The sequence below is a fragment of the Catenuloplanes nepalensis genome, from assembly GCF_030811575.1.
GTDB classification, from domain to species: domain Bacteria; phylum Actinomycetota; class Actinomycetes; order Mycobacteriales; family Micromonosporaceae; genus Catenuloplanes; species Catenuloplanes nepalensis.
Genome location: NZ_JAUSRA010000001.1, coordinates 7923334 through 7947623 on the forward strand (window position 1 = coordinate 7923334; position 24290 = coordinate 7947623).

General features: G+C 71.4%; 23 protein-coding genes. 6 read left to right on the forward strand and 17 right to left on the reverse strand.

Translation table 11 applies throughout. The annotated features are described in order from the left end of the window. Positions 1 to 78: 78 nt before the first annotated feature. Entirely contained in the window at positions 79 to 975 is an 897-nt protein-coding gene (locus J2S43_RS34290; protein ID WP_306836238.1) for a DedA family protein, read from the forward strand. Between the two features lie 318 nt (positions 976 to 1293). Here J2S43_RS34290 and J2S43_RS34295 read toward each other — a convergent pair whose 3' ends face one another. The 13 genes from J2S43_RS34295 to J2S43_RS34355 form a co-directional block, all read right to left on the reverse strand. Next, positions 1294 to 1671: an ArsR/SmtB family transcription factor gene (locus J2S43_RS34295; protein WP_306836240.1), complete on the reverse strand. Its 378-nt coding sequence runs from the start codon at positions 1669 to 1671 to the stop codon at positions 1294 to 1296. 57 nt (positions 1672 to 1728) lie between these two features. After that, positions 1729 to 2268 (reverse strand): orotate phosphoribosyltransferase, encoded by a 540-nt coding sequence (gene pyrE / locus J2S43_RS34300; protein WP_306836242.1) that lies wholly within the window; start codon positions 2266 to 2268, stop codon positions 1729 to 1731. Between the two features lie 307 nt (positions 2269 to 2575). Further along, positions 2576 to 3388 (reverse strand): SDR family NAD(P)-dependent oxidoreductase, encoded by an 813-nt coding sequence (locus tag J2S43_RS34305; protein ID WP_370881809.1) that lies wholly within the window; start codon positions 3386 to 3388, stop codon positions 2576 to 2578. Further along, a complete protein-coding gene (locus J2S43_RS34310) occupies positions 3385 to 4068 on the reverse strand; it encodes a hypothetical protein (protein WP_306836246.1) in 684 nt (227 codons plus the stop codon). The genes J2S43_RS34305 and J2S43_RS34310 overlap by 4 nt, the downstream gene beginning before the upstream one ends. 131 nt (positions 4069 to 4199) lie before the next feature. Then, positions 4200 to 5348 (reverse strand): hypothetical protein, encoded by a 1149-nt coding sequence (locus tag J2S43_RS34315; RefSeq protein WP_306836248.1) that lies wholly within the window; start codon positions 5346 to 5348, stop codon positions 4200 to 4202. A gap of 45 nt (positions 5349 to 5393) precedes the next feature. Further along, complete coding sequence (locus J2S43_RS34320) at positions 5394 to 6947, reverse strand: polyamine aminopropyltransferase (protein WP_306839647.1); 1554 nt, start codon at positions 6945 to 6947, stop codon at positions 5394 to 5396. After that, positions 6947 to 7690, reverse strand: a complete 744-nt coding sequence (locus J2S43_RS34325; RefSeq protein WP_306836250.1) for a hypothetical protein — start codon at positions 7688 to 7690, stop codon at positions 6947 to 6949. The genes J2S43_RS34320 and J2S43_RS34325 overlap by 1 nt, the downstream gene beginning before the upstream one ends. Continuing rightward, a complete protein-coding gene (locus J2S43_RS34330) occupies positions 7690 to 8109 on the reverse strand; it encodes a DUF350 domain-containing protein (RefSeq protein WP_306836252.1) in 420 nt (139 codons plus the stop codon). The genes J2S43_RS34325 and J2S43_RS34330 overlap by 1 nt, the downstream gene beginning before the upstream one ends. 30 nt (positions 8110 to 8139) lie before the next feature. Further along, positions 8140 to 8568, reverse strand: coding sequence for a DUF4247 domain-containing protein (locus J2S43_RS34335; protein ID WP_306836253.1), 429 nt, complete (start codon positions 8566 to 8568; stop codon positions 8140 to 8142). Continuing rightward, entirely contained in the window at positions 8565 to 9050 is a 486-nt protein-coding gene (locus J2S43_RS34340; RefSeq protein WP_306836255.1) for a DUF2617 family protein, read from the reverse strand. Before J2S43_RS34340 ends, J2S43_RS34335 begins: the two co-directional genes overlap by 4 nt. Before the next feature lies 1 nt (position 9051). Then, on the reverse strand, positions 9052 to 9681 hold the full coding sequence (locus J2S43_RS34345) for a DUF4178 domain-containing protein (protein WP_306836258.1): 630 nt from the start codon (positions 9679 to 9681) through the stop codon (positions 9052 to 9054). Positions 9682 to 9840: 159 nt separating this feature from the next. After that, positions 9841 to 12426, reverse strand: coding sequence for an ATP-dependent chaperone ClpB (clpB, locus tag J2S43_RS34350; protein ID WP_306836259.1), 2586 nt, complete (start codon positions 12424 to 12426; stop codon positions 9841 to 9843). A 130-nt stretch (positions 12427 to 12556) separates the two neighbouring features. Next, entirely contained in the window at positions 12557 to 13591 is a 1035-nt protein-coding gene (locus tag J2S43_RS34355) for a beta propeller repeat protein (RefSeq protein WP_306836261.1), read from the reverse strand. 129 nt (positions 13592 to 13720) lie between these two features. On the opposite strand from J2S43_RS34355, the gene J2S43_RS34360 reads away from it, so the two are divergent. From J2S43_RS34360 to J2S43_RS34370, 3 genes are all read left to right on the forward strand, one after another. Continuing rightward, on the forward strand, positions 13721 to 14221 hold the full coding sequence (locus J2S43_RS34360; RefSeq protein ID WP_306836263.1) for a cation:proton antiporter regulatory subunit: 501 nt from the start codon (positions 13721 to 13723) through the stop codon (positions 14219 to 14221). Between the two features lie 7 nt (positions 14222 to 14228). Then, positions 14229 to 15428 (forward strand): cation:proton antiporter, encoded by a 1200-nt coding sequence (locus J2S43_RS34365; protein WP_306836265.1) that lies wholly within the window; start codon positions 14229 to 14231, stop codon positions 15426 to 15428. Positions 15429 to 15533: 105 nt separating this feature from the next. Next, positions 15534 to 15965 carry a hypothetical protein gene (locus tag J2S43_RS34370; RefSeq protein WP_306836267.1) on the forward strand — a complete coding sequence of 144 codons (432 nt, stop codon included), beginning with the start codon at positions 15534 to 15536 and terminating at the stop codon, positions 15963 to 15965. A 160-nt stretch (positions 15966 to 16125) separates the two neighbouring features. Here J2S43_RS34370 and J2S43_RS34375 read toward each other — a convergent pair whose 3' ends face one another. The 4 genes from J2S43_RS34375 to dnaK form a co-directional block, all read right to left on the reverse strand. Then, positions 16126 to 16560, reverse strand: coding sequence for a heat shock protein transcriptional repressor HspR (locus J2S43_RS34375; protein ID WP_306836269.1), 435 nt, complete (start codon positions 16558 to 16560; stop codon positions 16126 to 16128). Positions 16561 to 16574: 14 nt separating this feature from the next. Then, positions 16575 to 17771, reverse strand: coding sequence for a molecular chaperone DnaJ (gene dnaJ, locus J2S43_RS34380; protein WP_306836271.1), 1197 nt, complete (start codon positions 17769 to 17771; stop codon positions 16575 to 16577). A 138-nt stretch (positions 17772 to 17909) separates the two neighbouring features. After that, the gene (grpE, locus tag J2S43_RS34385) at positions 17910 to 18641 is read right to left on the reverse strand and encodes a nucleotide exchange factor GrpE (protein WP_306836273.1); all 732 of its coding nucleotides are present in this window, start codon (positions 18639 to 18641) and stop codon (positions 17910 to 17912) included. A 43-nt stretch (positions 18642 to 18684) separates the two neighbouring features. Then, positions 18685 to 20562, reverse strand: a complete 1878-nt coding sequence (dnaK, locus tag J2S43_RS34390; protein WP_306836275.1) for a molecular chaperone DnaK — start codon at positions 20560 to 20562, stop codon at positions 18685 to 18687. A 375-nt stretch (positions 20563 to 20937) separates the two neighbouring features. Here dnaK and J2S43_RS34395 point away from each other — a divergent pair, with 375 nt between their 5' ends. Both J2S43_RS34395 and J2S43_RS34400 read left to right on the forward strand, forming a co-directional pair. Beyond that, complete coding sequence (locus tag J2S43_RS34395) at positions 20938 to 22560, forward strand: GTPase family protein (protein WP_306839648.1); 1623 nt, start codon at positions 20938 to 20940, stop codon at positions 22558 to 22560. Further along, the gene (locus J2S43_RS34400) at positions 22557 to 24281 is read left to right on the forward strand and encodes a GTPase (RefSeq protein WP_306836277.1); all 1725 of its coding nucleotides are present in this window, start codon (positions 22557 to 22559) and stop codon (positions 24279 to 24281) included. The genes J2S43_RS34395 and J2S43_RS34400 overlap by 4 nt, the downstream gene beginning before the upstream one ends. The last annotated feature ends 9 nt before the right edge of the window (positions 24282 to 24290 follow it).

Here is a 24290-nt window from a genome sequence, read left to right on the forward strand (position 1 = left end):
CTGATTCCCAGCGCACACTCAGGTCCGTAACGGATTCGCGTCTGGACTGCTTACCCGTAAGCGGTAACCTGTCTCCCCGTGGACAACGCCGACAACGCACGCTTGATCGTCGACAATCTGGCGCTCAACCCTCTCGATCCGAAAGAACTGATCGCCACCGTCGGGCTGCTGGGCATCTGGGGCATTCTTTTCGCCGAAACCGGACTTCTGGTCGGCTTCTTCTTCCCCGGTGACTCGCTGCTCTTCCTCGCGGGCGTGGCAGCGTCCACGGTGGCGGAGGAACTCCTGGGCGAGGGCGTCTCGCTCTCCCTGCCCGGCCTGCTGATCGGCGCGCCGATCGCCGCGATCGTCGGTGCCCAGCTCGGGCACTGGCTCGGCGCGAAGTACGGCCGGCGGATGTTCGAGCGCCCCGAGTCGAAGCTCTTCAAGAAGGATTACGTCGACAAGGCGGAGTTCTACTTCAACAAGTACGGCCCGGCCAAGGCCGTGGTGCTGGCCCGCTTCATCCCGGTCGTCCGCACGTTCCTGAACCCGGTCGCCGGCATGCTCGGCATGCCCGCCAAGCAGTTCCTCATGTGGAACGTGATCGGCGCGATCCTCTGGACCGACGGCATCATCCTGGCCGGCTACCTGCTGGCCGCGCAGATCAACCGGTTCATGGACCCGGAGGACATCGACCACTACCTGCTGCCGGTCATCCTGCTGATCGTCCTGATCTCGGTGCTGCCGGTCTTCGTCGAGTTCTTCCGGGAGCGCCGCGCGAAGGCCAAGGAGGCCGCGGCGCACGCCCGCACGGCCGAGGCCGAGGCGCGCATCGTGGAGGCCGAGGCGAACATCGTCGAGGCCGTCGAGCACGTGGTCGAGGCCGCGACACAGCAGATGCCGGCCGTCTCCGACCCGCACAACCGCCCCGGCCAGGGCGGCGGCCAGGTCTACGGCAGCGGCACCTACGGCACCCCCGACAACCGGCGGTAGAAACCCCCGGCGGTGAGCCGATCTCCACCTGACCGGCGAGGCGCCAGTCCCGATCCCGGTGCGCAGGTTGAAGAAGCTCGGTGATCCAGGCGTCATCTGTGTCATTGGAACGACATGAATGATGCCTGGATCACCAGGAGGTTGTCCGCAGACATGAGAATGGCGCGGTCCCCGAGGGGGCCGCGCCATTGTGCTTCTCTCGGTCACCGGGCCCGGAGCGCCGTCCCCACGGCGCGCACCCGGACCCCGGCAGCCATAACGCCGGGCACGACGGACCGGTCACCCGGCCCGCCGCACCCGGCGGTAAGACCGTCAGACTCAGCGAGTCTTCTTCGTCGCCCGCTTCCGCGGCGGGGTGAGCAGGTCAGCGATCGTGGCGATCGCCGACGGCACCAGCCGGTAGTAGGCCCACACACCGCGCTTCTCCCGCTCCAGCAAGCCGGCCTCGGTGAGGATGCGCAGGTGGTGGCTCACCGTCGGCTGGGACAGCCCGAGCGGCGCGGTCAGGTCGCACACGCAGGCCTCGCCCTCCGGGGCGGACTGGATGAGGCTGAGAAGCCGCAGCCGGGCCGGGTCGGCAAGCGCCTTGAGGACACCCGCCAGACGCTCGGCGTCGGCACGTTCAATCGGCTCGCCGGCGAGCGGCGAGATCTGAGGCATGGTCAGTTCGGCCAACGCAGTTCCCACGAAATCCATCCTTCCACCTACAGCATCGATTCGCCTGCATATCAGCAGGTCCGAATCGGTAAACTTTTAGGCCGTTAGGCCGAGGTCGGCCAATGTATAGGCCGCTCGATAGGGCAGTCCCGCGGCCCGCACCGCTTCGCCTGCTCCTCGATCAACAATAACCGCTACACCCACTACCTCGGCTCCGGCCTGCTGCAACGCCTCGACCGCCTGCAGCACGCTGCCGCCGGTCGTCGACGTGTCCTCGACCGCCAGGACGCGCCGTCCGGCGACGTCCGGGCCTTCGATGCGCCGTTGCAGTCCGTGAGCCTTACCGGCCTTCCGGACCACGCACGCATCCAGCGGTCGATCCGAATCCGCCGCGGCATGCAGCATGGCCACGGACACCGGATCGGCGCCCAGGGTCAAGCCACCCACCACGTCGAAATCCCAGTCCGCCGTGAGGTCTCGCATCACCCGCCCAACGAGGGGAGCCGCCGCGTGGTGCAGTGTGACGCGACGAAGGTCGACATACCAATCCGCTTCCGCACCGGACGACAGCACGACCTTGCCGTGCACCACGGCTAAGTCAGTGATGAATTTACGCAGGTCGTCACGGTCGCCCATGGCGTTGAGGGTACTGCTCAATGCTGAGAAGCGAACGGTCGACCCGGCTCGCCGCGAAAAAATCGGTTGGATGGGGGAGTGAATGACGTGACGGAGAGGTCCTCACCGAACGCTCCGACCAGCCCATCGAGGCCGATCGTCGCCTGAGGGTGACTCACCGGCCACCCAAAGAAACCATGACGGTAGATATTTGCTTCAACCGTCGAACGGGACAGACCGTGTCGGCGCTACCGCGCCACGCGCAAATTTGATAGAGCGCGATTCCTCGATCGGAGCGTCCGCGCAGCCGTGCCGGGACGCCGCCCGCTCACCGCGCGCCCCGCCCGACGAAGCGGTTCCCCGCCTCGCTGAAACGCCGGACCAGCCCGTGCGGCGTGTGCCGCAGCGCGCTCGCGGCAATCTTGTAGCGCACGCTCGGCACGCTAACGTAGCGACCTTTACGCAGGTCAGCCAAGGCCTTGGCGGCGACGGTGCCGGCGTCCAGCCAGATCCAGCCCGGCGAACCGGCGGTCGGGATGCCGGCTCGCTGATGGAACTCGGTGCGAACGAACCCGGGGCAGAGCGCGAGCACGCGCACACCGTACCGGCGAACGGACTGAGCAATGGACTCGCTGAAATTGATCACGTACGCCTTCGTAGCGGTGTACGTCGATCCCGGTGCGGTGACACCGTAGCCGGACACCGAGGAGACGTTGATCACACCCCCTGAGCGCCTTTCCGTCATTTGCGGCAAAACCGCGAAAGTCAGACGCATGACGGCCTCGACGTTCAGCCGCAGAATGCGCAGCTCGTCATCCAGCGTGGAGCCGTGGAATGCCTTGTTCAGACCGATCCCGGCGTTGTTCACCAGAAGTTCGACCGGCTCGGTCGCGTCCCGAAGCCGGTCCTCGACCGCGGCGGTGCCGGACTCGGTCGCCAGATCGGCCGGAAGCACGCTCACCCGCACCCCGTGCCGGGCGCGCAACTCCGCCGCGCTCGCGGACAGCCGCTCCGCGTCCCGGGCCACCAGCGTCAGGTCCCACCGCTCCGCGGCCAGCCGGGCGGCGAACGCCGCACCGAGACCCGCGGTCGCGCCGGTGATCAGCGCGACGCCACGCGGCGGCTGGTCTGGCACGGTCACCTCGGTGGGGGCGGCGGCGCCCACGGGGACCGCAACGGATCGGTGTGGGGCACCGCGGTGGGCACGGACGGAGCGTGAAACGACGGCGGCGGCGCGATCGACGCCGGACCATTAGGTGCCGGACCGTTAGATGCCGGACCGTTCGGTGCGGTCGAGCCGCGCTTGCCGGTTGCCAGGAACACGGCTACCAGAAAGTAACCAACGACTTGCGCTACGGCAAGCCCGATTCCGGCCGTGACCCACCAGCCCGGGTAGACGTCGGCGGACGCGGCGAACACCGCGGCCACCCGCGGATCGTCGGAGCCGAGGTCACGCTGGAGCAGGCCGGCGGCCAGGCTGGCCGCGCCGCCGCAGACCCCGAGCGCGCAGATCACCCAGGTGGCCACGCGCGCCGCCAGCAGGCCGCTGCGCACGCCCACGGCCAGCGACACCAGCAGCACGCCGACCACGCCGGAGAGCACCACGCCCCCGATCGCGGCGCCACGGATGCCGCCCTCGACCCGGTCGGTCAGCGTGGGGTCGCCACCGAACCGCCGGGCGTCGGCCGCGAAGTCGCCCAGCCCGTTTATGGTCAGCAGCAGGTGCAACGCGGCCGCCAGTATCCCGGCGACGCCCATCATGATCAGCAGCGCCGCGGCGAGCGAGACCGTGCCCGGCGGTCGCGTGGCGGGCGCAGGCACCGCCGGTCCCGAAACAGCCACGCTTTCCCCTCGACGTCACATCCCCCGGCCATGAACCTACTCGGCGAGGGGGCAAAAAGAGAGCCCCGCCGCGCGGGGCGCGGCGGGGCCGGTGGGGCCGGTGGGGCCACTCAGGAGTGCGAGGACGGCGGCGGGCTGGGCGGATCCGACGGGGGCGGGCCGGCGGGCCCGGACGACGGCGGAACCGGATTGTCGAACGGCGACGGCGGAGGCGGGCTCTGCGCCGGCGGACCGGACGACGGCGCCGGCGGGTAGTCCGGCGGCGTCGCACCGGGCTGCGCCGGCGGATAACCACCCTGCTGGACCGGCGGATAACCACCCTGCTGGACCGGCGGATAACCACCCTGCTGGACCGGCGGATAACCACCCTGCTGCGCCGGCGGATAACCACCCTGCTGCGCCGGCGGATAACCACCCTGCTGCGCCGGCGGATAACCACCCTGCTGGACCGGCGGATAACCGCCCTCCTGCGCCGGCGGATAGTCCGGCGGGTAGGTGCCCGGCTGGGCCGGCTGCGCATCCTGGGCCGGCTGCGGCGGGTAGGGCGCCTGGTTCGGCGGCGGGTAGGCCGCCCCACCGGGGTAGCCCGGCGCGCCCGGGTAACCCGGCGCACCCGCACCCGGATAACCCGGCGCGCCTGGGTAGCCCGGGTAACCGGTGCCCGGCGGCTGCCAGACCGCGGCCGGCTTGCGGAAGAAGTCGTTCGCCGGCGGCAGCGCCAGCAGGATCACCACGGCGAGCAGGAGCAGCAGCGTCAACACGCTGGTGACCACCGTCACCGGCGTCACCCAGGCCGGGATCGCGTCGGCCAGCTGCTCGTTGACCGCCGCCGGATCGGGCATGCCGGGCTCGGAGGGAAGGTCGGCGGTGAAGCTGGTCATCGCGCTGCTGAGCGCGTTGCCGGCCAGCCCGAAGCCGGTGCAGCAGATGCTGAGGCCGCCGATCACCCAGGTGGTCACCCGGGACGGGTTCTTACCCTTGTTGTTGAAGATCGCCAACGCCACGTACCCGCCGGCCAGCAGCAGATTGACCACCAGGCCGAACACCACGCTGCCGATCACGATGGCCTCGGTACCCTCCGCCGCGGTTCCGGCGTAGGCATCCGCGTACACGTCCAGGGTCGGCCCGATGGCCACGATGGACGCCAGGCTGCCCAGCACCGTCAGCGCGGCCGTGGCGAACAGCAGATATCCGGCCACCGTCACGACGACCGGCCGCTGTGGCACCGGCTGGACGCCCTGACTGTAGGGATTCGACACGACGCTCCCCTCTATGCGATCAGTTTCACTGATGAAACCCGCTCATCAATAGCTTCGCCATTCACTGCGTACATACTCCAGCACGTGTGGAGACAACAGCGTGGAGACCTTCACGTCGACCGGGCCGCGGTCGGGCGGAAAGACCGCGCCGGCGGCCAGCACGGACGGGGAGAGGAAGCGCGGCGCGGCCGGCGGCTCGCTGCGCAGTGACGGGCCGGGCGCGTTCGGCGTGGCCAGCACGAAACCCCAGTCGCCGAACGACGGGACGTCCACGTGGTACGGCGTGGTGCCGAAGCCGGCCGCGCGGATCGTCGCCTCGATGCACCAGTACGACTTCGGCGCGAAGTACGGCGACCCGGCCTGCACCACCATGCTCGCGCCCTCGGCCAGCACGTTGCGCACCAGCGTGTAGAACTCGACGGAGTAGAGCTTCGCGGTCGCGGTCTCGTCCGGGTCCGGCATGTCCACCATGACCGCGTCGTACCGGGTGGCCGCGGTGCGCAGCCAGGCGAACGCGTCCGCCTCCACCACCCGTACCCTCGGGTCCTCGAAGGAATCGCCGTTGAGCGTGCGGATCTCGGGCCGGGTCCGGGCCAGCGCCACCACGGCCGGGTCCAGCTCGACCAGCGTGGCCGACGTGACGGACGGGTAGGCCAGCACCTCGCGCAGCGCGAGCCCGTCGCCACCGCCGAGCACCAGCACGTCACCTCGCACACCGGCCATCACCGGGTGGACCAGCGCCTCGTGGTAGCGGTACTCGTCGACGGAGCTGAACTGCAGGTCGCCGTTGAGGAAGAGCCGCATGTCGGAGACCCCGCCGGAGACGATCGGCACCGACTCGGTCAGCACGATCTCCTGGTACCGGCTGCGCTCCGCGTGCACGATCGGGTCGCGGTAGAGCTCCTGGCGCGCGTTCACCTCGAAGTCGTGCGCGACCGCGTACGCGTACCCCAGGCTGAGCGCGACCACCACGGATCCGGCGCCGAGCCCGGCCTTCGCCCGGCGGCTCAACGCCGGGCGGAAGACCGTGAAGACCAGGATCACGCCGGCCGCCGCGTTGACCGCGCCGACCACGAGCGCGCCGCGCAGCTGGCCGAAGACCGGCAGCAGCAGGAACGGGAACGCGAGCCCGCCGAGCAGCGCGCCCACGTAGTCGGCCGCGAACAGGTCGGCCACCGCGCTGCCCGCCGCCTGCTCCCGGATGCGCTGCAGCAGCACCATGAGCAGCGGGATCTCCGCGCCGATCAGCACGCCGAGCACGAACGCGGTGCCGATCAGCGCGGGCGCGTAGAGGTCGAGCCAGGCGAACGCGGCGTAGAGGCCGAGCACGGAGAGGCCGCCGAGCAGCGCCAGCAGCAGCTCGATCGCGGCGAACGCGGACGCGGCCCGGTGCTGGAACGGCTTGGCCGCGAGCGCGCCGACGCCCATCGCGAAGACCATCACGCCGAGCACGATCGAGGCCTGGCCGACCGTGTCACCGATCAGGTAGCTGCCCAGCGCGACCAGGGCCAGCTCGTAGACCAGGCCGCAGGCCGCACAGACGAAGACCGCCGCGAGCACCGCGGCCCGGGCGATCCTCGGCCGTCCCGCAAAGTCCATCAGCTCTTCGCCGGGCCGGGCTTCGGCGTCGCGCCGGGCTTCGGCGTCGACCATGCCTTCGGCTCCTTCACCCTGCCACGTTGCCACAGGCCCAGCCCGATCGCGCCCAGACCGGCCAGAACGAACGCGCCGGCGAACACCAGGAAGCCCCAGCGATCGCGCAGGAAGTCGTTGCCGGCCGGCGGCAGCGCGGCGAGCGACGCGTCCGACGCGGCGGACGACCCGGTGGCCGGCACCGGCGTCGCGGCTCCGGCCTCCGCGGTGACCAGCGGCAGCGACAGCGCCGCGTGCATGACCATGAAGCCGGGGTCGTCGATGAACGCGCTCGTGGTGAAGCCCATCGTCCGCAGGCGCGCGGCCAGGTCCGCGCCGGTCACCCGCGGGCTGTTCGTCTCCACGGTCATCGTCGCGGAGTCCTCGGCCTCGCTGCTGGCCGAGGTGTACGTGACCCGCGCGACCACCTCGATGTACTCCGCGCACCGGGTGGGGTCGGAGTCGACCGGCACCTGCGCGCCCAGGCTGGAGCCGCGGCTGACCGGCGCGCCGTCGGACGACGAGTCGGCCCGGAGATCCCAGCCGTAACACATGCCCTGCACAGCGGTGGCCGCGGCGAGCACGCGCGCGGTCTCGGTCGCCTGGTCGGTGGTGGGCGGCGGCACCGTGGTGCTGTTGTCGGTCGCGCACCCGGCCAGCGCAACGGCCAGCACCGCGAACGTGCCCGCGAGCCGCGCGACGGTGGTCATCAGATGATCGCCGCCGCGATGATCGCGCCGGTGGCGACGTGGACGACGGCGGAGACCCAGACGGCCGGGTGCGGCTCCGGCTCCACCAGGATCTCACCGAGCCGGCCCGGCGTCACGGCGTCCAGCAGCAGGAACGCGCCGGCCATCAGCAGCAGGCCGAGCGCGCCGTAGGCGAGCGTGCTGACGATGCCCTGGGCGAAGTCGTTGTGGCTGGCCACGATCGCGGAGACCACGATGATGCCGACGCCGAGCAGGTTCGACGCGAGCAGCACCGACGCGTTGCTGTTCCGGTTCGCCCAGATCAGCACGTGCAGCTTGCCCGGCGTCGCGATGTCCACCAGCAGGTAGCCGACGGCCATCAGGGCCACACCGATCACACCGTACGAGAGCGTGATCAGCAGGTCGGTAAGCAGATCCATCGACTCAGCGCCTTTCGAGTATTTTCGTGGTCATTTGCCGGATCCGGGCCCGCCGCCGCGGATGGTGTTGCCGCTGCCCCAGCCCCAGTAGCCGACGGTGTGGCCGCTGTACCGGCGCCGCGCCGAGTCGATGTCCTCGATCAGGATCAGCGAGCCGACGGCCGCGGGCAGGATGACCACCGCGTCGTCCGCGTACCGCAGGTAGACACCGCTCGCGTCGACCACCTCGTCGGCCGGCTCCCAGGCCTTGGTGATCTGCGCGGCCACCGCGGTCGGCGCGTTGTTCGACGCGTACGCCACCGCGTCGTCGCCGATGTCGTTCGAGGCGGAGCGCGCGAACCGGTCGGCCACGTAGCCTCGCACCGAGAAGTTGCCGTAGACGATCGCCCAGCCGGCGACCAGCACACCCACCAGCGCCAGCGCGATGCCGATGATGAACCACCGGCGATGCTTCGTCATGCGGCCGCTCCCAGTCGTACGGATGTGGTGGTCTCGACCAGCTCACCGGTCTGCGGGTACGCGTGCCAGGTGCGCCACCCGACCGCGTCCGCGCCGTCGGAGTAGGCCAGCAGCGCGGTGACCGCGTCCGGGTCGCCCGGGAACTGGCCGACCAGCCCGTGCGGATGCCCGGACAGTTCCGCGCGCAACCGGCCGACCTCGGCGGACATCTCGGCCGGGGTCAGCGTGCGGATCTCGGCCGCGAAGCGGTAGCGCTCGTCGGTGACCGCGTCGGGAAGGTCGGGCCGGCGGCCGGGCAGGCAGGCCACGGTCTCGCTCAGCTCACCCATCATCACCTGGTGCGAGGCGCCGAGCAGGCGGAGTTGCAGACCCAGATCGGGGATCTCCAGCACGTGCAGCGCGGGCGCGGGCGGCAGACCCAGCGCGAAGCTCAGGTCGGCCGCCGTGGTGTCCGCGTAGGGCAGCGTCAGGTCGACGAGCATGTCACCGCGCCTGTGGGTAGATCCGGAACTCGGCGCGGAGCAGCGACTCGCCGCGGGCGGCCTCCCACTTGCCGGAGTCGCCGTACGACTCGAAGGAGAGCAGCGCCCCGTCCTTCGCCTCGTAGTCGTGGTACTTGACGGTGCCGGTCTCGTTCAGCCCGGTGGTGCCGGTCGAGGTGAACCGCGCCCGGCCGGACTCGTCCTTGGAGTAGCGGCGGCCGTCCACGTCGACGGTGGCCGCGCCCGGCTTCGCGGTCACGTCCGGCACCTCGCGCCAGAGCACGACCTCCAGGTCCGGGTCCTCCTCGACGGAGAGCCACGCCTGGTCACCGTTCGCGTCGTCGATCAGGTGCTCGGTCCAGCCCCAGGAGTCCTCGGTGAGCCGCAGGCTGCCGCGCACGGCCCAGCTGGTGCCGCGGATCTCCACGATGTCGCCGGGCGCGAGCGTGCGCGGGTCGCCGCGCAGCGCGTCCTCGTCCTTGGTGTGGAAGGGATCGGTGCCCTTCGCGGCGGGCGGCGGTGCCGACTTCCGCTGCTGGGACTTGTTCCAGGCGATGACGAGCGCCACGATGCCGACGACCACGAGCACGCAGCCGACACCGACCACGAAATACGCACTGCCACCGTTCACGCCGGCGATCCCTTCCCAGGTCGATCAAGTCCTGCTGGCCGCCGACGGTAGCAAGACCTGTCACCCTCCGCGACCTGGCAAGAAGCGCCTTGTCAATATTGCAATCCAAAGGGCCGGGACTTTCCCGGCCCTTCAGACATCGGTTTCCCGCGGTGTGACTCAGGCCACGCCGACGATCAGGCCGTCGCCGGTCGGGCTGGCGTCGACCTTGACGGTGTCGCCGTCCAGGACCTCGCCGGCGAGCAGGGCCTTGGCCAGGCGGTCGCCGATCGCGGACTGAACCAGGCGGCGCAGCGGGCGTGCGCCGTAGAGCGGGTCGTAGCCGCGCTCGGCCAGCCAGGTGCGCGCGGTGCCGGTGACCTCCAGGCCGAGCCGGCGGTCGGCCAGGCGGCGGCCCAGCGCGTCGAGCTGGATGTCGACGATCGAGGCCAACTCCACGCCGGTGAGCGCGTGGAACACCACGATGTCGTCCAGCCGGTTGAGGAACTCGGGCTTGAAGTGCCCGCGCACCACGGACAGCACGGCCTCCCGGCGCGCGTCCTCGGGCAGCGTGATGTCGGAGATGATGGTCGAGCCGAGGTTCGACGTCAGAATCAGGATCGCGTTCCGGAAATCGACGGTCCGGCCCTGGCCGTCGGTGAGGCGGCCGTCGTCGAGCACCTGGAGCAGCAGGTCGAAGACGTCCGGGTGGGCCTTCTCCACCTCGTCGAGCAGAATCACCGAGTACGGCCGGCGGCGCACCGCCTCGGTCAGCTGCCCGCCCTCCTCGTAGCCGACGTAGCCGGGCGGGGCACCGACCAGGCGCGCGACGGAGTGCTTCTCGCCGTACTCGCTCATGTCGATGCGCACCATCGCGCGGTCGTCGTCGAAGAGGAAGCCGGCCAGCGCCTTCGCCAGCTCGGTCTTGCCCACGCCGGTCGGGCCGAGGAACAGGAACGAGCCGGTCGGCCGGTCCGGGTCGGCGATGCCCGCGCGGGCGCGCCGGACCGCGTCGGAGACCGCGCCGACCGCCTCGGCCTGGCCGATCACGCGGGACTGCAGCGACTCCTCCATGCGCAGCAGCTTCGCGGTCTCGCCCTCCAGCAGGCGGCCGGACGGGATGCCGGTCCAGGCCGCGATGACCTCGGCGATCTCGTCCGCGCCGACCTGCTCCTTGACCATCGGCGGCTCGTCCGGCACCGGCTCGTTGGCCAGCGCCTCCATCTCCCGCTCCAGCGCGGGGATCTCCTCGTACTGCAGGCGGGAGGCGAGCTCCCAGTTCGTCTCGCGCTGGGCCCGCTCCAGGTCGACGCGCATCTCGTCGATCTTCTTCTTCAGCTCGCCGACCCGGTTCAGGCCGCCGCGCTCGCGCTCCCACCGGCTGGTGAGCACGGTCAGCTCCTCCTGCCTGTCCGCCAGGTCGCGGCGCAGGCGCTCCAGCCGGTCGTGGGACGCCGCGTCGGTCTCCCTGGCCAGCGCGAGCTCGTCCATCTTCATCCGGTCGACCGTGCGCTGCAGCTGGTCGATCGCGACCGGGCGCGAGTCGATCTCCATGCGCAGCCGGGACGCGGCCTCGTCGATCAGGTCGATCGCCTTGTCCGGCAGGAAGCGATCGGCGATGTAGCGATCGGAGAGCGTGGCGGCCGCGACCAGCGCGCCGTCGGTGATCTGCACGCCGTGGTGCGCCTCGTAACGGCCCTTGAGCCCGCGCAGGATGCCAATCGTGTCCTCCACGGTCGGCTCGCCCACCACCACGGGCTGGAAGCGCCGCTCCAGCGCCGGGTCCTTCTCGATGTGCTCGCGGTACTCGTCCAGCGTGGTGGCGCCGACCATGCGCAGCTCGCCGCGGGCCAGCATCGGCTTGAGCATGTTGCCCGCGTCCATCGAGCCCTCGCCCTTGCCGGCGCCGACGACGGTGTGCAGCTCGTCGAGGAACGTGATCACCTGGCCGTTGGAGTTCTTGATCTCCTCCAGCACGGACTTGAGCCGCTCCTCGAACTGGCCGCGATATTGCGCACCGGCGACCATGGCGCCGAGGTCGAGCGACATGAGCTTCTTGTCGCGCAGCGACTCGGGCACGTCGCCCGCGACGATGCGCTGGGCGAGCCCCTCCACGATCGCGGTCTTGCCGACGCCGGGCTCGCCGATCAGGACCGGGTTGTTCTTGGTGCGGCGGGAGAGCACCTGGATCACCCGGCGGATCTCCGAGTCGCGCCCGATGACCGGGTCGATCTTGCCGTCCCGCGCCGACTGGGTCAGGTCGATGCCGTACTTCTCCAGCGCCTGGTAGGTCTGCTCGGGGTCGGCCGTGGTGATCCGGCGGTCGCCACCGCGCACCGCGGGGAACGCCGCGACCAGCGCCTCCTCGGTCGCACCGGCCTTGCGCAGCAACTCGGAGACCGGGCCGCCGACCCGGGCCAGGCCGGCCAGCAGGTGCTCGGTCGACGTGTACTCGTCGCCGAGCGGCCGGGCGATCTGCTCGGCGGCACCGACCGCGTTCGCGAACTCGCGGGCCAGGCTGGGCTCGGCGACGCTGGAGCCGCGCGCGGAGGGCAGGTTCTCCAGCGCCCGGGCGGCGGCGCGGCGGACGTCCGCGGGGTTGGCTCCGACGGCGCGCAGCAGCCCGGTGGCGGTGGACCCGCCGGTGTCGAGCAGCGACAGGAGCAGGTGCCAGGACTCGACCGTCGCGTGGCCCCGCTGGCCGGCGTCGGCCACCGCGGCGGTGATGACTTCGCGGCTCTTTGTGGTAAGGCGTTCGGCGTTCATCGGCTCCCCAGGGTGGTTACCTTCAGGCGTGGTGTCTCTGCGTTGCGTTGTGTCACTGCGTTGCGTTGTGTCCGCGTTCTATGACACCACCGGAGTTGAGTCTATTCCACTCAACTCTCGGTTGCCCACGTCACGCCGCCGGTTCCAGCACGATCTCGGTCCACCACCGCTCCGCGCCGAACCCGACGCCGAGCCGGGCGCGCTGCCCGGACCGTGCGTAGATCGTGCCGTCCGCCAGCAGCTCGGATCCGTCGTCGAGCCAGTCCCAGTCCGGCCGCGGCCAGTACCGTCCCCGCCAGATCACCCCCTGGCCACCCCACTGCCCGCCCACGATCAGCGCGCCGCCGCCGGCCGCGATCGCGAACACGCCGTAGCCCGGCGGGAGCCCGCGCGCGGCCACCGGCAGCCATCGGCCGGCCGTGAACGTCCACAGCCGCGTCACGTCGTCCGTCCCGGCCAGCAGCCACACGTCCCGGCCGTCGGCGGAGACGCTCAGGCTCGGGCCGCGAATCTGGTCGCCCTGCGGCGGGACCGGCGTCTGGATCCAGACCGTGCCCCCGTCCGTGGAGTACGCCGCGCTCGGCACGCGGTCGCCGAGCCCCGCGGCCCAGATCCGGCCGTTCGCGCCGGTGGCGACCGACATGATGACCGACACCGGCGGGCGCCTCGGCACCGGCCGCATCAGGCCGCCCCGCCACACCACCGGCCAGGACGTGTCGGCCCGGATGAAGTGGCCGTGCTGGGCGCGGTATCTCCCGTCCGTGTCGTCGACCTCGACGAACGACCGGCCGTTGTCCGTGGAGAGCAACCAGACGTCGCGTTCCATCCAGTGCAGCACCAGGACGTCCGGTACGGCGTAGAGGTTGACCATGCCGCCGGCCGGGTGCGCGATGCGACGCCAGGTGTGACCGCCGTCCTCGGTGGCGAAGACCGGCGTCGGGCACTGCCCGTCCGGGCAGCCGGAGAAGACCGCGTAGCCGACCTTCCGGCTGACGAACTCGAAGTACGGCGGGGGTGTGCCGGCCGGCAGGTCGACGGTCGCACGGCGTACCCCCGAACGGTGTTGATCCTCGGTCGCCGAAGGCGAACGGCTGACCAGCGCCAAGGCCGTCAGCAGCAGCGCACCGGCGAGCAGCGACGCGAACAACCCGCGACTTTTCGGCATGATTCGCCTCCGGAGGGCGAGCATCGTGGAACGCTCAGTCACAGATGACAAGTGCCGAGGTGACAACGAGGTTCCCACACAGGTGATCAGTCCGCGGACGACGGGAAACGGTTGGGTAGCGTGTATCCCGTGCGAGTAAGGGTCGAACAGACAGCTCTCCCCGGCATAGGCGTGCGCCATGACCTGGTCATGGCATCCGGCCGCCGGATCGGGGTGGTCTCCCACCGCAGCGGCCGTCGCGACCTGGTCCTCTACGACCAGGACGATCCGGACGCCTGCATCGCCTCACTCCCGCTCACCGACGACGAGGCCGAGGCGCTGGCCGACCTGCTGGGCGCCTCGCTCATGCTGGGCCAGCTCGCCGGGCTCCGCTCGCAGGCCGCGGGGCTGCTCACCGAGCAGATCTCCATCCCGGCCGGCTCGCCCTGGGCGCACCGCCGGCTCGGCGACACCCGGGCCCGCACCCGCACCGGCGCGTCGATCGTCGCCGTCCTCCGCGACCGCGAGGTGATCGCCTCCCCCGCACCCTCGTTCGCCTTCCAGACCGGTGACGTCGTGGTCGTCGTCGGCACCCGGGAAGGGCTCGACGGCGTCGCGGCCATCCTGGCCGAGACGGAGTCGGACGGCTGAGGCGCGTATGCACGACCTCTCCATACTCCTCATAGAACTCGGCACGGTCCTCCTCGGTCTCAGCCTCCTCGGCCGGATCGGGCGGCGCACCGGGCTGTCCCCGATCCCGCTCTACCTGATCGCCGGCCTGGCGTTCGGCGAGGGCGGCCTGCTGCCGCTCTCCGCCAGCGAGGAGTTCATCGAGGTCGGCGCCGAGATGGGCGTCATCCTGCTGCTGGTCATGCTCGGCCTGGAGTACTCCGCCGGCGAGCTGGTCAGCAACCTGCGCGCGTCCGCACCGGCCGGCCTGATCGACGCGGTGCTGAACGCGGTGCCCGGAGCCCTGTTCGCGCTGCTGATGGGCTGGGACTGGGTGGCCGCGCTGGTGCTGGCCGGCATCACCTGGGTCTCCTCGTCCGGCGTGATCGCGAAGGTGCTCAGCGACCTGGGCCGGCTCGGTAACCGCGAGACGCCGGTGGTTCTCTCGGTGCTGGTCATCGAGGACCTGGCGATGGCGCTCTACCTGCCGTTCCTCACCGCGGTGCTGGCCGGCGTGTCGCTGGCCGCGGGCGCCACGTCACTGGCGATCGCGGTCGCCACCGTGGTGATCGTGCTGCTGGTGGCGATCCGGTTCGGCAACGCGATCTCCGCGTTCATCTCCGCGGACGACGCGGAGGCGCTGCTGCTCGGCGTGCTCGGCCTGACGCTGCTGGTCTCCGGCATGGCGGACAAGCTCCAGGTGTCGGCCGCGGTCGGCGCGTTCCTGGTCGGCATCGCGCTCTCCGGCCCGGTCGCGCACCACGCGGTGCAGCTGCTCACGCCGCTGCGCGACCTGTTCGCCGCGGTGTTCTTCGTGTTCTTCGGGCTCTCCACGCACCCGGGCGAGATCCCGCACGTGCTGCTGCCCGCGCTGGCGCTGGCCGTGCTGACCATGGGCACGAAGGTGCTGACCGGCTATCTCGGCGCGAAGCGGGCCGGGATCGCGCTGCCGGGCCGGTTCCGGGCCGGGCTGGCACTGATGCCGCGCGGCGAGTTCTCCATCGTCATCGCCGGGCTGGCGGTCGCGGCCGGCGTGGAGCCGCAGCTGGCGTCGTTGGCCACCGCGTACGTGCTGATCACGGTGGTGACCGGTCCGATGCTGGCCCGGATCCCGGACACCGAGTGGTTCAAGGCGATGCTGCGCAAGCGGACCGCCGTCGGGCACCCGGTGGTCCCCCGACCCGATTGACGCAATTCCCAGAAATGGCACGTCGCCCGGGTTCCGGTCGGCGGTAGCGGCGCGTTACCGTGTCGCCGCTAAGAGCATCTGGTGCTACCAGGACTGGAGTCGCAGGTGAGCGTGCAACAGTCGAGCTTCCACGGTTTCGCGAATCCGGTCGATCCGAGCGCCGCCGAGCTCCGTGCGTGGGCCTACCAGCCCGACTCGGTGCCGCTGGAGTCGATGCCCGCGGACTGGGATCTCCTCGTGTCCGGAGACCGGCTGGTCGGCACCCTCTTCGAGCTGGCCATGGACCGGACCTGCCCGGCACGCCGTTTCGCGCTGCACTGCCTCTACATCTACGCGGCCGACGGCATCCGGACGAAGTTCCGGGCCCACCCCAAACGCCGGCTGCGGAAGATGGTCGAGACGGCGGAGGACGAGGGCGACGACCTGATGGCGGTCTGGGCGCACAACGTCCGGGCGCTGCTGGCGCGGCCGGAGTTGTTCGATTACCACGATTGGTGCGAGGGGGGCCTGGTCCGGCAGTCGCGCCGGCTCGGCTGACCGATCGAGTCCGGGCGGGGAGCCCCCGTGGATCCCCGCCCGAACCGGCGCCGCGAGCCGTCATGGCAGGCCGATAGGCCTTTCGCGACTCGTCGTCGCGCACCTCGGTGACCATAACCGCTCACTGCCTAGCTCGGGCAGGAATCCGACATTTCGCCTTTTAGCGCTTTTCTCGCGGACGCCAGACCACGAGCGCGGTCGACCGCTGACTACGCGGCACGAGATCACGGCTCGGGTACGCCGCCATCGCCTCCAGCTCCGCGATCCGCCGGTACGCCGCGGCCAGTTCCTCCTGCAGCTCCAGCACCTGCTCCTGCAGGTCACCAGCGAGGTGTTCGAGTCCGATGATCCGCTTGATGCCGGCCAGGTTGACGCCCTCCTCCTGGCTGAGCCGCTGCACCTCGCGGAGCAGCGCCACATCGCGAGCGCTGTACCGCCGGCCGCCGCCGGCGGCCCGGCCGGCCTGCACGAGACCCAGCCGGTCGTACTGCCGGAGCGTCTGCGGATGCATGCCGGCCATCTGGGCCGCCACGGAGATGATCAAGACCTTGGCGTCCGAGACTCCCTCGATCGCGATGCGAATGCGCGCATCCACGGTGCCACCTCGTCCTATCCAGCTCTGCGAACCCGTGCCTCAAGATGGTCGCGAGACGCCGCCGGCGTGCGCTCGGCGAACATCCGCAGTGCCTCCCGGGCCTCGGGCGAGACCTCCTTCGGCACCTGCACCTCGAGCGTGACGAGCAGGTCACCGGCCTCGCCGTCCCGCTTCGGCACGCCCTTGCCCCGGGCGCGCAGCACCCGGCCGCTCGGTGTGCCCGGCGGCACCCGCAGCGTCACCGCACCGTCCATCGTGGGCACGCGCAGGTCGGTGCCGAGCACCGCCTCCGCGAACGTGATCGGCACGGTCAGCGTCAGGTTGTCGCCGCTGCGCGCGAAGAGCTCGTCGCGGCGCACCTTGACCAGCACGTAGAGGTCGCCGGGCGACCCGCCGCGCTCGCCCGGCTCACCACGGCCGGACAGCCGTATCCGCTGCCCGTCCGCGACGCCGGCCGGGAGCCGGACGTTCATCGTGCGGGTCTTCGTCACGCCACCGGTGCCGTGGCACTCCGGGCACTTCTCGTCCACGATCGTGCCGACGCCCTGACAGTCCTTGCACGGCTCGGAGAAGCTGAACGAGCCCTGGTTGCGCTGCACCAGGCCGGAGCCACGGCAGGTCGGGCAGGTCCGCGGCGAGGTGCCGGGCTTGGCGCCGTTGCCGTGGCAGACGTCGCAGACACCCGGCGCGCGCAGCGTGATCGGGAGGGTGGTGCCGCGCACCGCGGCGCCGAAGTCGATGGTCACCTCGGTCTCGACATCCCGGCCCCGGGCCGGTCCCGGCCGGCCGCCACCGCTGCCGCCGCCGGAGAATATCGATCCGAACAGGTCGGAGAAGCCGGCACCGCCGAAGCGCCGGTCGCCCGCGGTCGGACCGCCGGTGTTCACGCCGCCGAACAGGTCGGAGACGTCGAACGGGAACGCGCCGCCGCCCGGCCCGCCACCGGTGCGGGCGTTGCGCCGGAACGCACCCGAGCCGAAGAGCGCGCGCATCTCGTCGTACTCCTTGCGCTTCCGCTCGTCCGACAGCACGTCGTAGGCCTCGGAGACGGACTTGAAGCGCTCCTCCGCCTCGCTGTTACCCGGGTTGTGGTCCGGGTGCAGCTCGCGGGCGAGTTTGCGGTACGACTTCTTGACGTCGTCCTGGGAGGCGGACTTCGGCACGCCGAGAACGGAGTAGAAGTCCTTTTCCAGCCAGTCCTTGGAACTCACCTATCCACCTCCTTACTGGCTCATCGCTGAGCTTCTTCGACCTGGCGCACCGTCCAGCCGCACGGGCCAGGTCGAGAATCGCTCATTGGACGACCGGCGAGGTGGCCCGCGTGTGCGGGTCACCTCGCCGGTCCGAGATCACTCCGGGTCCGCGACCGCCACCATCGCGGGCCGCAGCAGCCGGTCGCCGAGCGAGTAGCCGCGCCGCATCACGTCGATGCAGGTCGTCTCCGTCACCTCGGCGGAGGTCAGGTGCGCCACCGCCTCGTGCCGGTTCGGGTCGAACGGGTCGCCCTTCTCACCGAACGCGGTCAGCCCGAACTTGCCGAGCGCCGCCTGGATCTGCTCCGCGACGCTGGCGAACGGGCCGACCAGGTCGCCGTGCTCGCGCGCCCGGTCCAGGTCGTCCAGCACCGGCAGGAGCGCGGCGAGCACCGAACCGGTGGCCTGCTCGCTCGCCGCGGCGCGGTCGCGCTCGACCCGCTTGCGGTAGTTCGCGTACTCCGCCGTGACCCGCTGGAGGTCGCGCGTGCGGTCCTCCACCTCGGTCCGCAGCGCTTCCAGCTCAGCGGAGAGGGGAGGCGTCGATGCGGCGTGCTTACCCACCCGCTCCACCTTCTCCTCTTTCGGCTTCTCCTCGGCGGCCGGGGCCTCCTCGGCGTCCTTCTCGTCCGTGGCCGGCGCGGCGTCGAGCACCTCGTCCGGCTCCAGGACCTCGGGCTCCTCGGGCTTCTGCTTCTTCGCCCCAGGCTTGGCGACGGAAGGATCGATCTTCCGCCGGTCCCTTATGACGACCCGCTCGGTGCCCTCTCCGGAACGCTCGCGCTCCGCCGAGGATCCGGCGTCCGCCTTCCGCTGCTCGTCGGTCATGCCGTCACCTCATCTCGCACACGTCCCACGGCGTACCGCTGGGTCACTTCTTGTTGTCCTCGTCGACGATCTCGGCGTCCACGACGTCGTCCGCCGCGTTCCGCGCGCCGCCCGGCGCACCGTCGGTCGCGCCCGCACCCGCGCCGGCGCCCGCACCCGGCGCGCCCTCGGCGCCGGCCTGCTCGGACTGCTGCTGGTAGAGCAGCGAACCGGCCTGCTGCGAGACGGTCGCCAGCTTCTCGTGCGCCGTCTTGATCGCCTCGATGTCGGTGCCGCCCAGCGCGCCGCGCAGCTCGCCCAGCGCCTCGCCGATCTGGTCCCGGGACTCGGCCGGCAGCTTGTCGCCGCTCTCCGCCAGGAACTTCTCGGTCTGCCACTGCAGCTGCTCGGCCACGTTGCGGGCCTCGGCGTCGTCCCGGCGGCGCTTGTCGTCGTCCGCGTGGTCCTGCGCCTCGCGCATCATCCGCTCGATGTCGTCCTTCGGCAGCGCGGAGCCGCCGGTGATCGTCATCGACTGCTCCTTGCCGGTGCCCAGGTCCTTCGCGTTGACGTGAACGATGCCGTTCGCGTCGATGTCGAAGGTGACCTCGATCTGCGGCACGTTGCGCGGCGCCGGCGGGAGACCGGTCAGCTCGAAGGTGCCGAGCTTCTTGTTGTACGCCGCGATGTCCCGCTCGCCCTGGAAGACCTGGATCAGCACGGACGGCTGGTTGTCGTCGGCCGTGGTGAAGACCTCGGAGCGCTTGGTCGGGATGGTGGTGTTGCGCTCGATCAGCTTGGTGAAGATGCCGCCCTTGGTCTCGATGCCCAGCGACAGCGGGGTCACGTCGAGCAGCAGGACGTCCTTGACCTCGCCCTTGAGCACACCGGCCTGCAGCGCGGCGCCGACGGCCACGACCTCGTCCGGGTTGACGCCCTTGTTCGGGTCGCGGCCGGTGAGCTGCTTGACCAGGTCGGTCACGGCCGGCATGCGCGTCGAACCGCCGACCAGGATGACGTGGTCCACGTCGGAGACCCGGACGCCCGCGTCCTTGATCGCCTGCTCGAACGGGCCCTTGCAGCGGTCCAGCAGGTCCTGCGTCATGCGCTGGAACTCGGCCCGGCTGAGCGTCATGTCCATGTGCAGCGGACCCGACGGGCCGGCCGTGATGTACGGCAGGTTGATGCTGGTGGTGGTCGCGGCGGAGAGCTCGATCTTCGCCTTCTCCGCGGCCTCCTTGAGGCGCTGCAGGGCCATCTTGTCCTGGCCGAGGTCGATGCCGTGCTCGCCGCGGAACGTCTTGACCAGGTGGTCGATGACCCGCTGGTCCCAGTCGTCGCCGCCCAGGTGGTTGTCGCCGGAGGTCGACTTGACCTCGATGACGCCCTCGCCCAGCTCCAGCAGCGAGACGTCGAACGTGCCGCCGCCGAGGTCGAAGACCAGGACGGTCTGCTCCTTGGTGCCCTTGTCCAGGCCGTAGGCGAGCGCGGCCGCGGTCGGCTCGTTGACGATCCGCAGGACGTTGAAGCCCGCGATCTCGCCGGCCTCCTTGGTCGCGGTCCGCTGGGCGTCGTTGAAGTACGCCGGGACGGTGATGACCGCGTCGGTGACCTGCTCGCCGAGGTAAGCCTCGGCGTCGCGCTTGATCTTCATGAGCACCCGCGCGGAGATCTCCTGCGGGCTGTACTTCTTCCCGTCGATGTCGATCGACCAGGTCGAACCGATCTCGCGCTTGACCGAACGGATGGTCCGGTCCGGGTTGGTCACGGCCTGCCGCTTGGCGACCTCGCCGACCAGCACCTCGCCGTTACGGGCGAAAGCCACGATCGAGGGAGTGGTGCGCGACCCCTCCGCGTTGGCGATCACGGTCGGCTCGCCGCCTTCGAGAACGCTCACGCAGGAGTTCGTCGTGCCCAGGTCGATGCCGACCGCACGTGCCATGTTTCTTCCTCACTTCACTTCTCGAACCGCGAGACCTGTCGGCACCGCGGGCTTGCCCCAACCACGCCAGTTCTTCCGACCACATCGGCTCAGAAAACCCAAGTTGAGTGGACCGGACTCAATACTGCCACGATCACAAAAACCGTCAAGTGGAGAGTTGAGCGCGTCACGCGCAAGTTTATCCGCTGTAACTGAGGGGTACCTCGGAAACCATCTATCGGGCAGGGTTATTACTCTGGCCGGGCGCTCGCGGGGAGCGTGACCGTGTCTCCGGGGAGAACTGTGCAGACTCGCGGTGAGCTCACCCCCGCCTCGCTGGCCGAGGCGCTCGACCACCTGCGTTCGGTGGTCGACAGCACGTCGTACCCGCTGGTCATGCCGTCCGCGGCAGAAGCCAGGGAATCGGGTTCGGCGCTCGTCACCCAACTCGACGACTACCTGATCCCACGGCTCGCCCGACTGGACGCGCCGCTGCTCGCCGTGGTCGGCGGCTCCACCGGTGCGGGCAAGTCCACGCTGGTCAACAGCCTGGTCGCGGCGAAGGTGAGCGCGTCCGGCGTGCTCCGGCCGACCACCCGGGCGCCGCTGCTGGCGGCGAACCCGGCCGACCTCGACTGGTTCCGGCGCGGCGAGCTGTTGCCCGGCCTCACCCGGACCGACGAGCCCAGCACCGACCCGAAGAGCCTGCAACTGGTCGGCGTGCCCACGCTCGCACCCGGGCTGGCGCTGCTGGACGCGCCGGACATCGACTCCGTGGTGGACGCGAACCGCGCGCTCGCCGGGCAACTGCTCGCGGCCGCGGACCTCTGGATCTTCGTCACCACCGCCGCGCGGTACGCGGACGCGGTCCCCTGGGGCCTGCTGCGCACCGCCCGGCAGCGCGGCACCGTGATCGCGATGGTGCTGGACCGGGTCCCGCCGGAGGCGGCCGAGGAGGTCGCGGCGCACCTCGCCGAGATGCTCCGGGACAACGGGCTCGGCGCCGCGCCGCTGTTCGTCGTGCCGGAGACCCGGCTGACCGCGGACGGGTTGCTGCCGCCGTCCGCGCTCGGCGACCTCAGCTCCTGGATCGGCTACCTGGCCGCCGACGCGGAGACCCGGGCCGACGTGGTCCGCCGCACCCTGGACGGCGCGCTGGCCGCGCTCGCGCCCACCACCGCGTCGCTGGCCGACGCGGCCGAGGAGCAGGACAAGGCCGCGGAGACGCTCGCCGACCGGGTGGAGATCGCGTATCGGAACGCGAACCGCGCGGTCGCGCACGGCGTCGAGGACGGCCGGCTGCTCCGCGGCGAGGTCCTGGCCCGCTGGCAGGAGTTCGTCGGCACGGGCGAGCTGATGCGCACGCTGGAGGCCCAGATCGGCCGGCTGCGGGACCGAATAGTGTCCACGCTGACCGGCCGGCCCGCGCCCGGGCACGCGCTGCGATCGGCGATCGAGGGCAACCTGGTCACGCTGATCCGGGGCGCGGCCGACGAGGCCGCCGAGACGGCCTACACCGGCTGGCAGGCACACCCGGCCGGCGCCGCGCTGCTCTCCCCGCCGCTCGGCCGGGCCGGTCCCGACCTGCCGGAACGGGCGGAACGACTGATCCGTGACTGGCAACGGCACGTGCTGGAGATGGTCCGCGCGGAGGCCGGTGACAAGCGTGCGCTCGCGCGCGGCACCGCGTACGCGGTGAACGCCACCGGCCTGCTGGTGATGGTCGTGGTCTTCGCGTCGACCGCGTTCATCCCGACCGGCGCGGAGCTGGCGGTGGCCGGCGGCACCACGGTCGCGGCGCAGAAGGTGCTGGAGGCGATCTTCGGCGACCAGGCGATCCGCACCCTCGCCGCGAAGGCCCGCGCGGACCTGCTGGACCGCGTCTCCGCGCTGCTGGCCGAGGAGGCCGCGCGCTTCACCACGCTGGTGGAGCCGGTCCCGGGCGCAGCCGGCCGGCTGCGAGGGGCGGCACTCGACGTGGAGGCGGCCCGGGCCGACGCGGCGCTGGTGACCCGATGAGCGGCGGCCTGGTCTCCCGGATGCGGGACGCGCTGGCGCCGTCCCGCACGCTGGACGCGGACAGTCTGCTGCGCCGGGTCGAGTCGCTGCGCCGGTTCCTCCGCGCGGTCGACGGGCTGCTCCCGCAGGAGCGGCTGGCCGGCGCGCACACCGTGGTCGAACGCGCGGACGCGCGGCTCGCGCTGTCCCGCGAGCACACCGTGGTGGCGCTGGCCGGCAGCACCGGCAGCGGTAAGTCCAGCCTGTTCAACGCGCTCGCCGGGTTCGCGCTCTCCCAGGTCGGCATGCGCCGGCCGACCACCGGCGCCGCGCACGCCTGCGTCTGGGGAACGCTTGCGGGGGCGAACGCGCTGCTCGACTGGGTCGGCGTGCTCCCGCGGCACCGGTTCGTCCGGGAGAGCCCGCTGGACGGCGACGACCAGAGCGCGCTGCGCGGCCTGGTGCTGCTGGACCTGCCCGACTTCGACTCGGTGCAGCGCGCGCACGCCACCGAGGTGGACCGGCTGCTCGGCCTGGTCGACCTGATCGTCTGGGTGGTCGATCCGCAGAAGTACGCGGACCGCACGGTCCACGAGGCGTACCTGCAGAAGCTCAAGACGCACGCCGGCGTGACCGTGGTCGTGCTCAACCAGGCCGATCGGCTGGCGCCGGACGATCAGCGGGCCGTCGTCGACGACCTGCGCCGGCTGCTCGTCGAGGACGGCCTGCCCGAGGTGCCGGTGGTGGCCACGTCCGCGCTGCAGCACGTGCCCGGCCTGACACCGCTGCGCGGCCAGCTGGAGCAGACGGTCGCCAAGCGCGAGGCCGCGCTGCTGCGACTCTCCGCCGACGTGGACGCGACCGCGGAGCGGCTCGGCGAGCTGGTCGGCCCGGCCGTGGCCGAGGACGTGGTGGACCGGGCCGCGGTGGCCGCGCTGGTCGACGCGTTCGCGGTGATGGCCGGCGTGCCCGCGGTGGCGGAGGCGACCGAGCGCGCCTACCGGCACCGGGCGACCGGGATGACCGGCTGGCCGCTGCTGCGCGGCCTCCGGCGGCTGCGCCCGGACCCGCTGCGCCGGCTGCACCTGGACCTCCCGTCGGCCGGCCCCACGGACGGGCTGCTGGACGGGCTCCGGAAGGAGGACGCGCCGACCCAGATACTGCCGGCCACGTCGGTGCCGGACCCGGACGCGGCGCAGCGAGCCGCGGTCAAGCTCGCGGTCCGGCAGGTCGCGGACCACGCCGCCGCCGCGCTGCCGGAGCCCTGGCGCCCCGGCGTGGTGGACGCGGCCCGCTCGCGCCTCGACGACGTGCCGGACGCGCTGGACTCCGCGGTGGCCGGCGCCGACCTGGGCATCGGCACGCCGATCTGGTGGCGGCTGGCCGGCTTCGCCCAGTGGCTGGTCACGCTGGCCGCGGGCATCGGCCTGGGCTGGCTGATCACCGGGTACGCGGTGCGCGCGCTCGGCCTGCCCGCGCTGGACTACCCGGACGTCGGCACCACGCCGCTGCCGACCGTGCTGTTCCTCGGCGGCCTGCTGACCGGCGCGCTCCTGGCGCTGATCGCCCGGCCGGTGATCGCCTACGCGGCCCGGCGGGCCCGGCGGCGGGTGGACCGGATGCTGCGCGCCGAGGTCACAACCGTGGCCCGGCGGCATGTGGTCTCGCCGGTCCGGGAGGTTCTGCAGTCGTACGCGCGGGCACGCGAGGCCATGGCTCTCGCCCGGTCCGATCACGCGTAGGCTCGGACC

Excerpts from the sequence above, each read along its gene's own strand:
- J2S43_RS34295 (WP_306836240.1), bottom strand. The coding sequence starts at position 1,671 with ATGGATTTCGTGGGAACTGCGTTGGCCGAACTGACCATGCCTCAGATC.
- pyrE (WP_306836242.1), bottom strand. The coding sequence starts at position 2,268 with ATGGGCGACCGTGACGACCTGCGTAAATTCATCACTGACTTAGCCGTG.
- J2S43_RS34320 (WP_306839647.1), bottom strand. The coding sequence starts at position 6,947 with ATGGACTTTGCGGGACGGCCGAGGATCGCCCGGGCCGCGGTGCTCGCG.
- J2S43_RS34325 (WP_306836250.1), bottom strand. The coding sequence starts at position 7,690 with ATGACCACCGTCGCGCGGCTCGCGGGCACGTTCGCGGTGCTGGCCGTT.
- J2S43_RS34330 (WP_306836252.1), bottom strand. The coding sequence starts at position 8,109 with ATGGATCTGCTTACCGACCTGCTGATCACGCTCTCGTACGGTGTGATC.
- J2S43_RS34335 (WP_306836253.1), bottom strand. The coding sequence starts at position 8,568 with ATGACGAAGCATCGCCGGTGGTTCATCATCGGCATCGCGCTGGCGCTG.
- J2S43_RS34340 (WP_306836255.1), bottom strand. The coding sequence starts at position 9,050 with ATGCTCGTCGACCTGACGCTGCCCTACGCGGACACCACGGCGGCCGAC.
- clpB (WP_306836259.1), bottom strand. The coding sequence starts at position 12,426 with ATGAACGCCGAACGCCTTACCACAAAGAGCCGCGAAGTCATCACCGCC.
- J2S43_RS34355 (WP_306836261.1), bottom strand. The coding sequence starts at position 13,591 with ATGCCGAAAAGTCGCGGGTTGTTCGCGTCGCTGCTCGCCGGTGCGCTG.
- J2S43_RS34365 (WP_306836265.1), top strand. The coding sequence starts at position 14,229 with ATGCACGACCTCTCCATACTCCTCATAGAACTCGGCACGGTCCTCCTC.
- grpE (WP_306836273.1), bottom strand. The coding sequence starts at position 18,641 with ATGACCGACGAGCAGCGGAAGGCGGACGCCGGATCCTCGGCGGAGCGC.
- dnaK (WP_306836275.1), bottom strand. The coding sequence starts at position 20,562 with ATGGCACGTGCGGTCGGCATCGACCTGGGCACGACGAACTCCTGCGTG.
- J2S43_RS34395 (WP_306839648.1), top strand. The coding sequence starts at position 20,938 with ATGCCGTCCGCGGCAGAAGCCAGGGAATCGGGTTCGGCGCTCGTCACC.
- J2S43_RS34400 (WP_306836277.1), top strand. The coding sequence starts at position 22,557 with ATGAGCGGCGGCCTGGTCTCCCGGATGCGGGACGCGCTGGCGCCGTCC.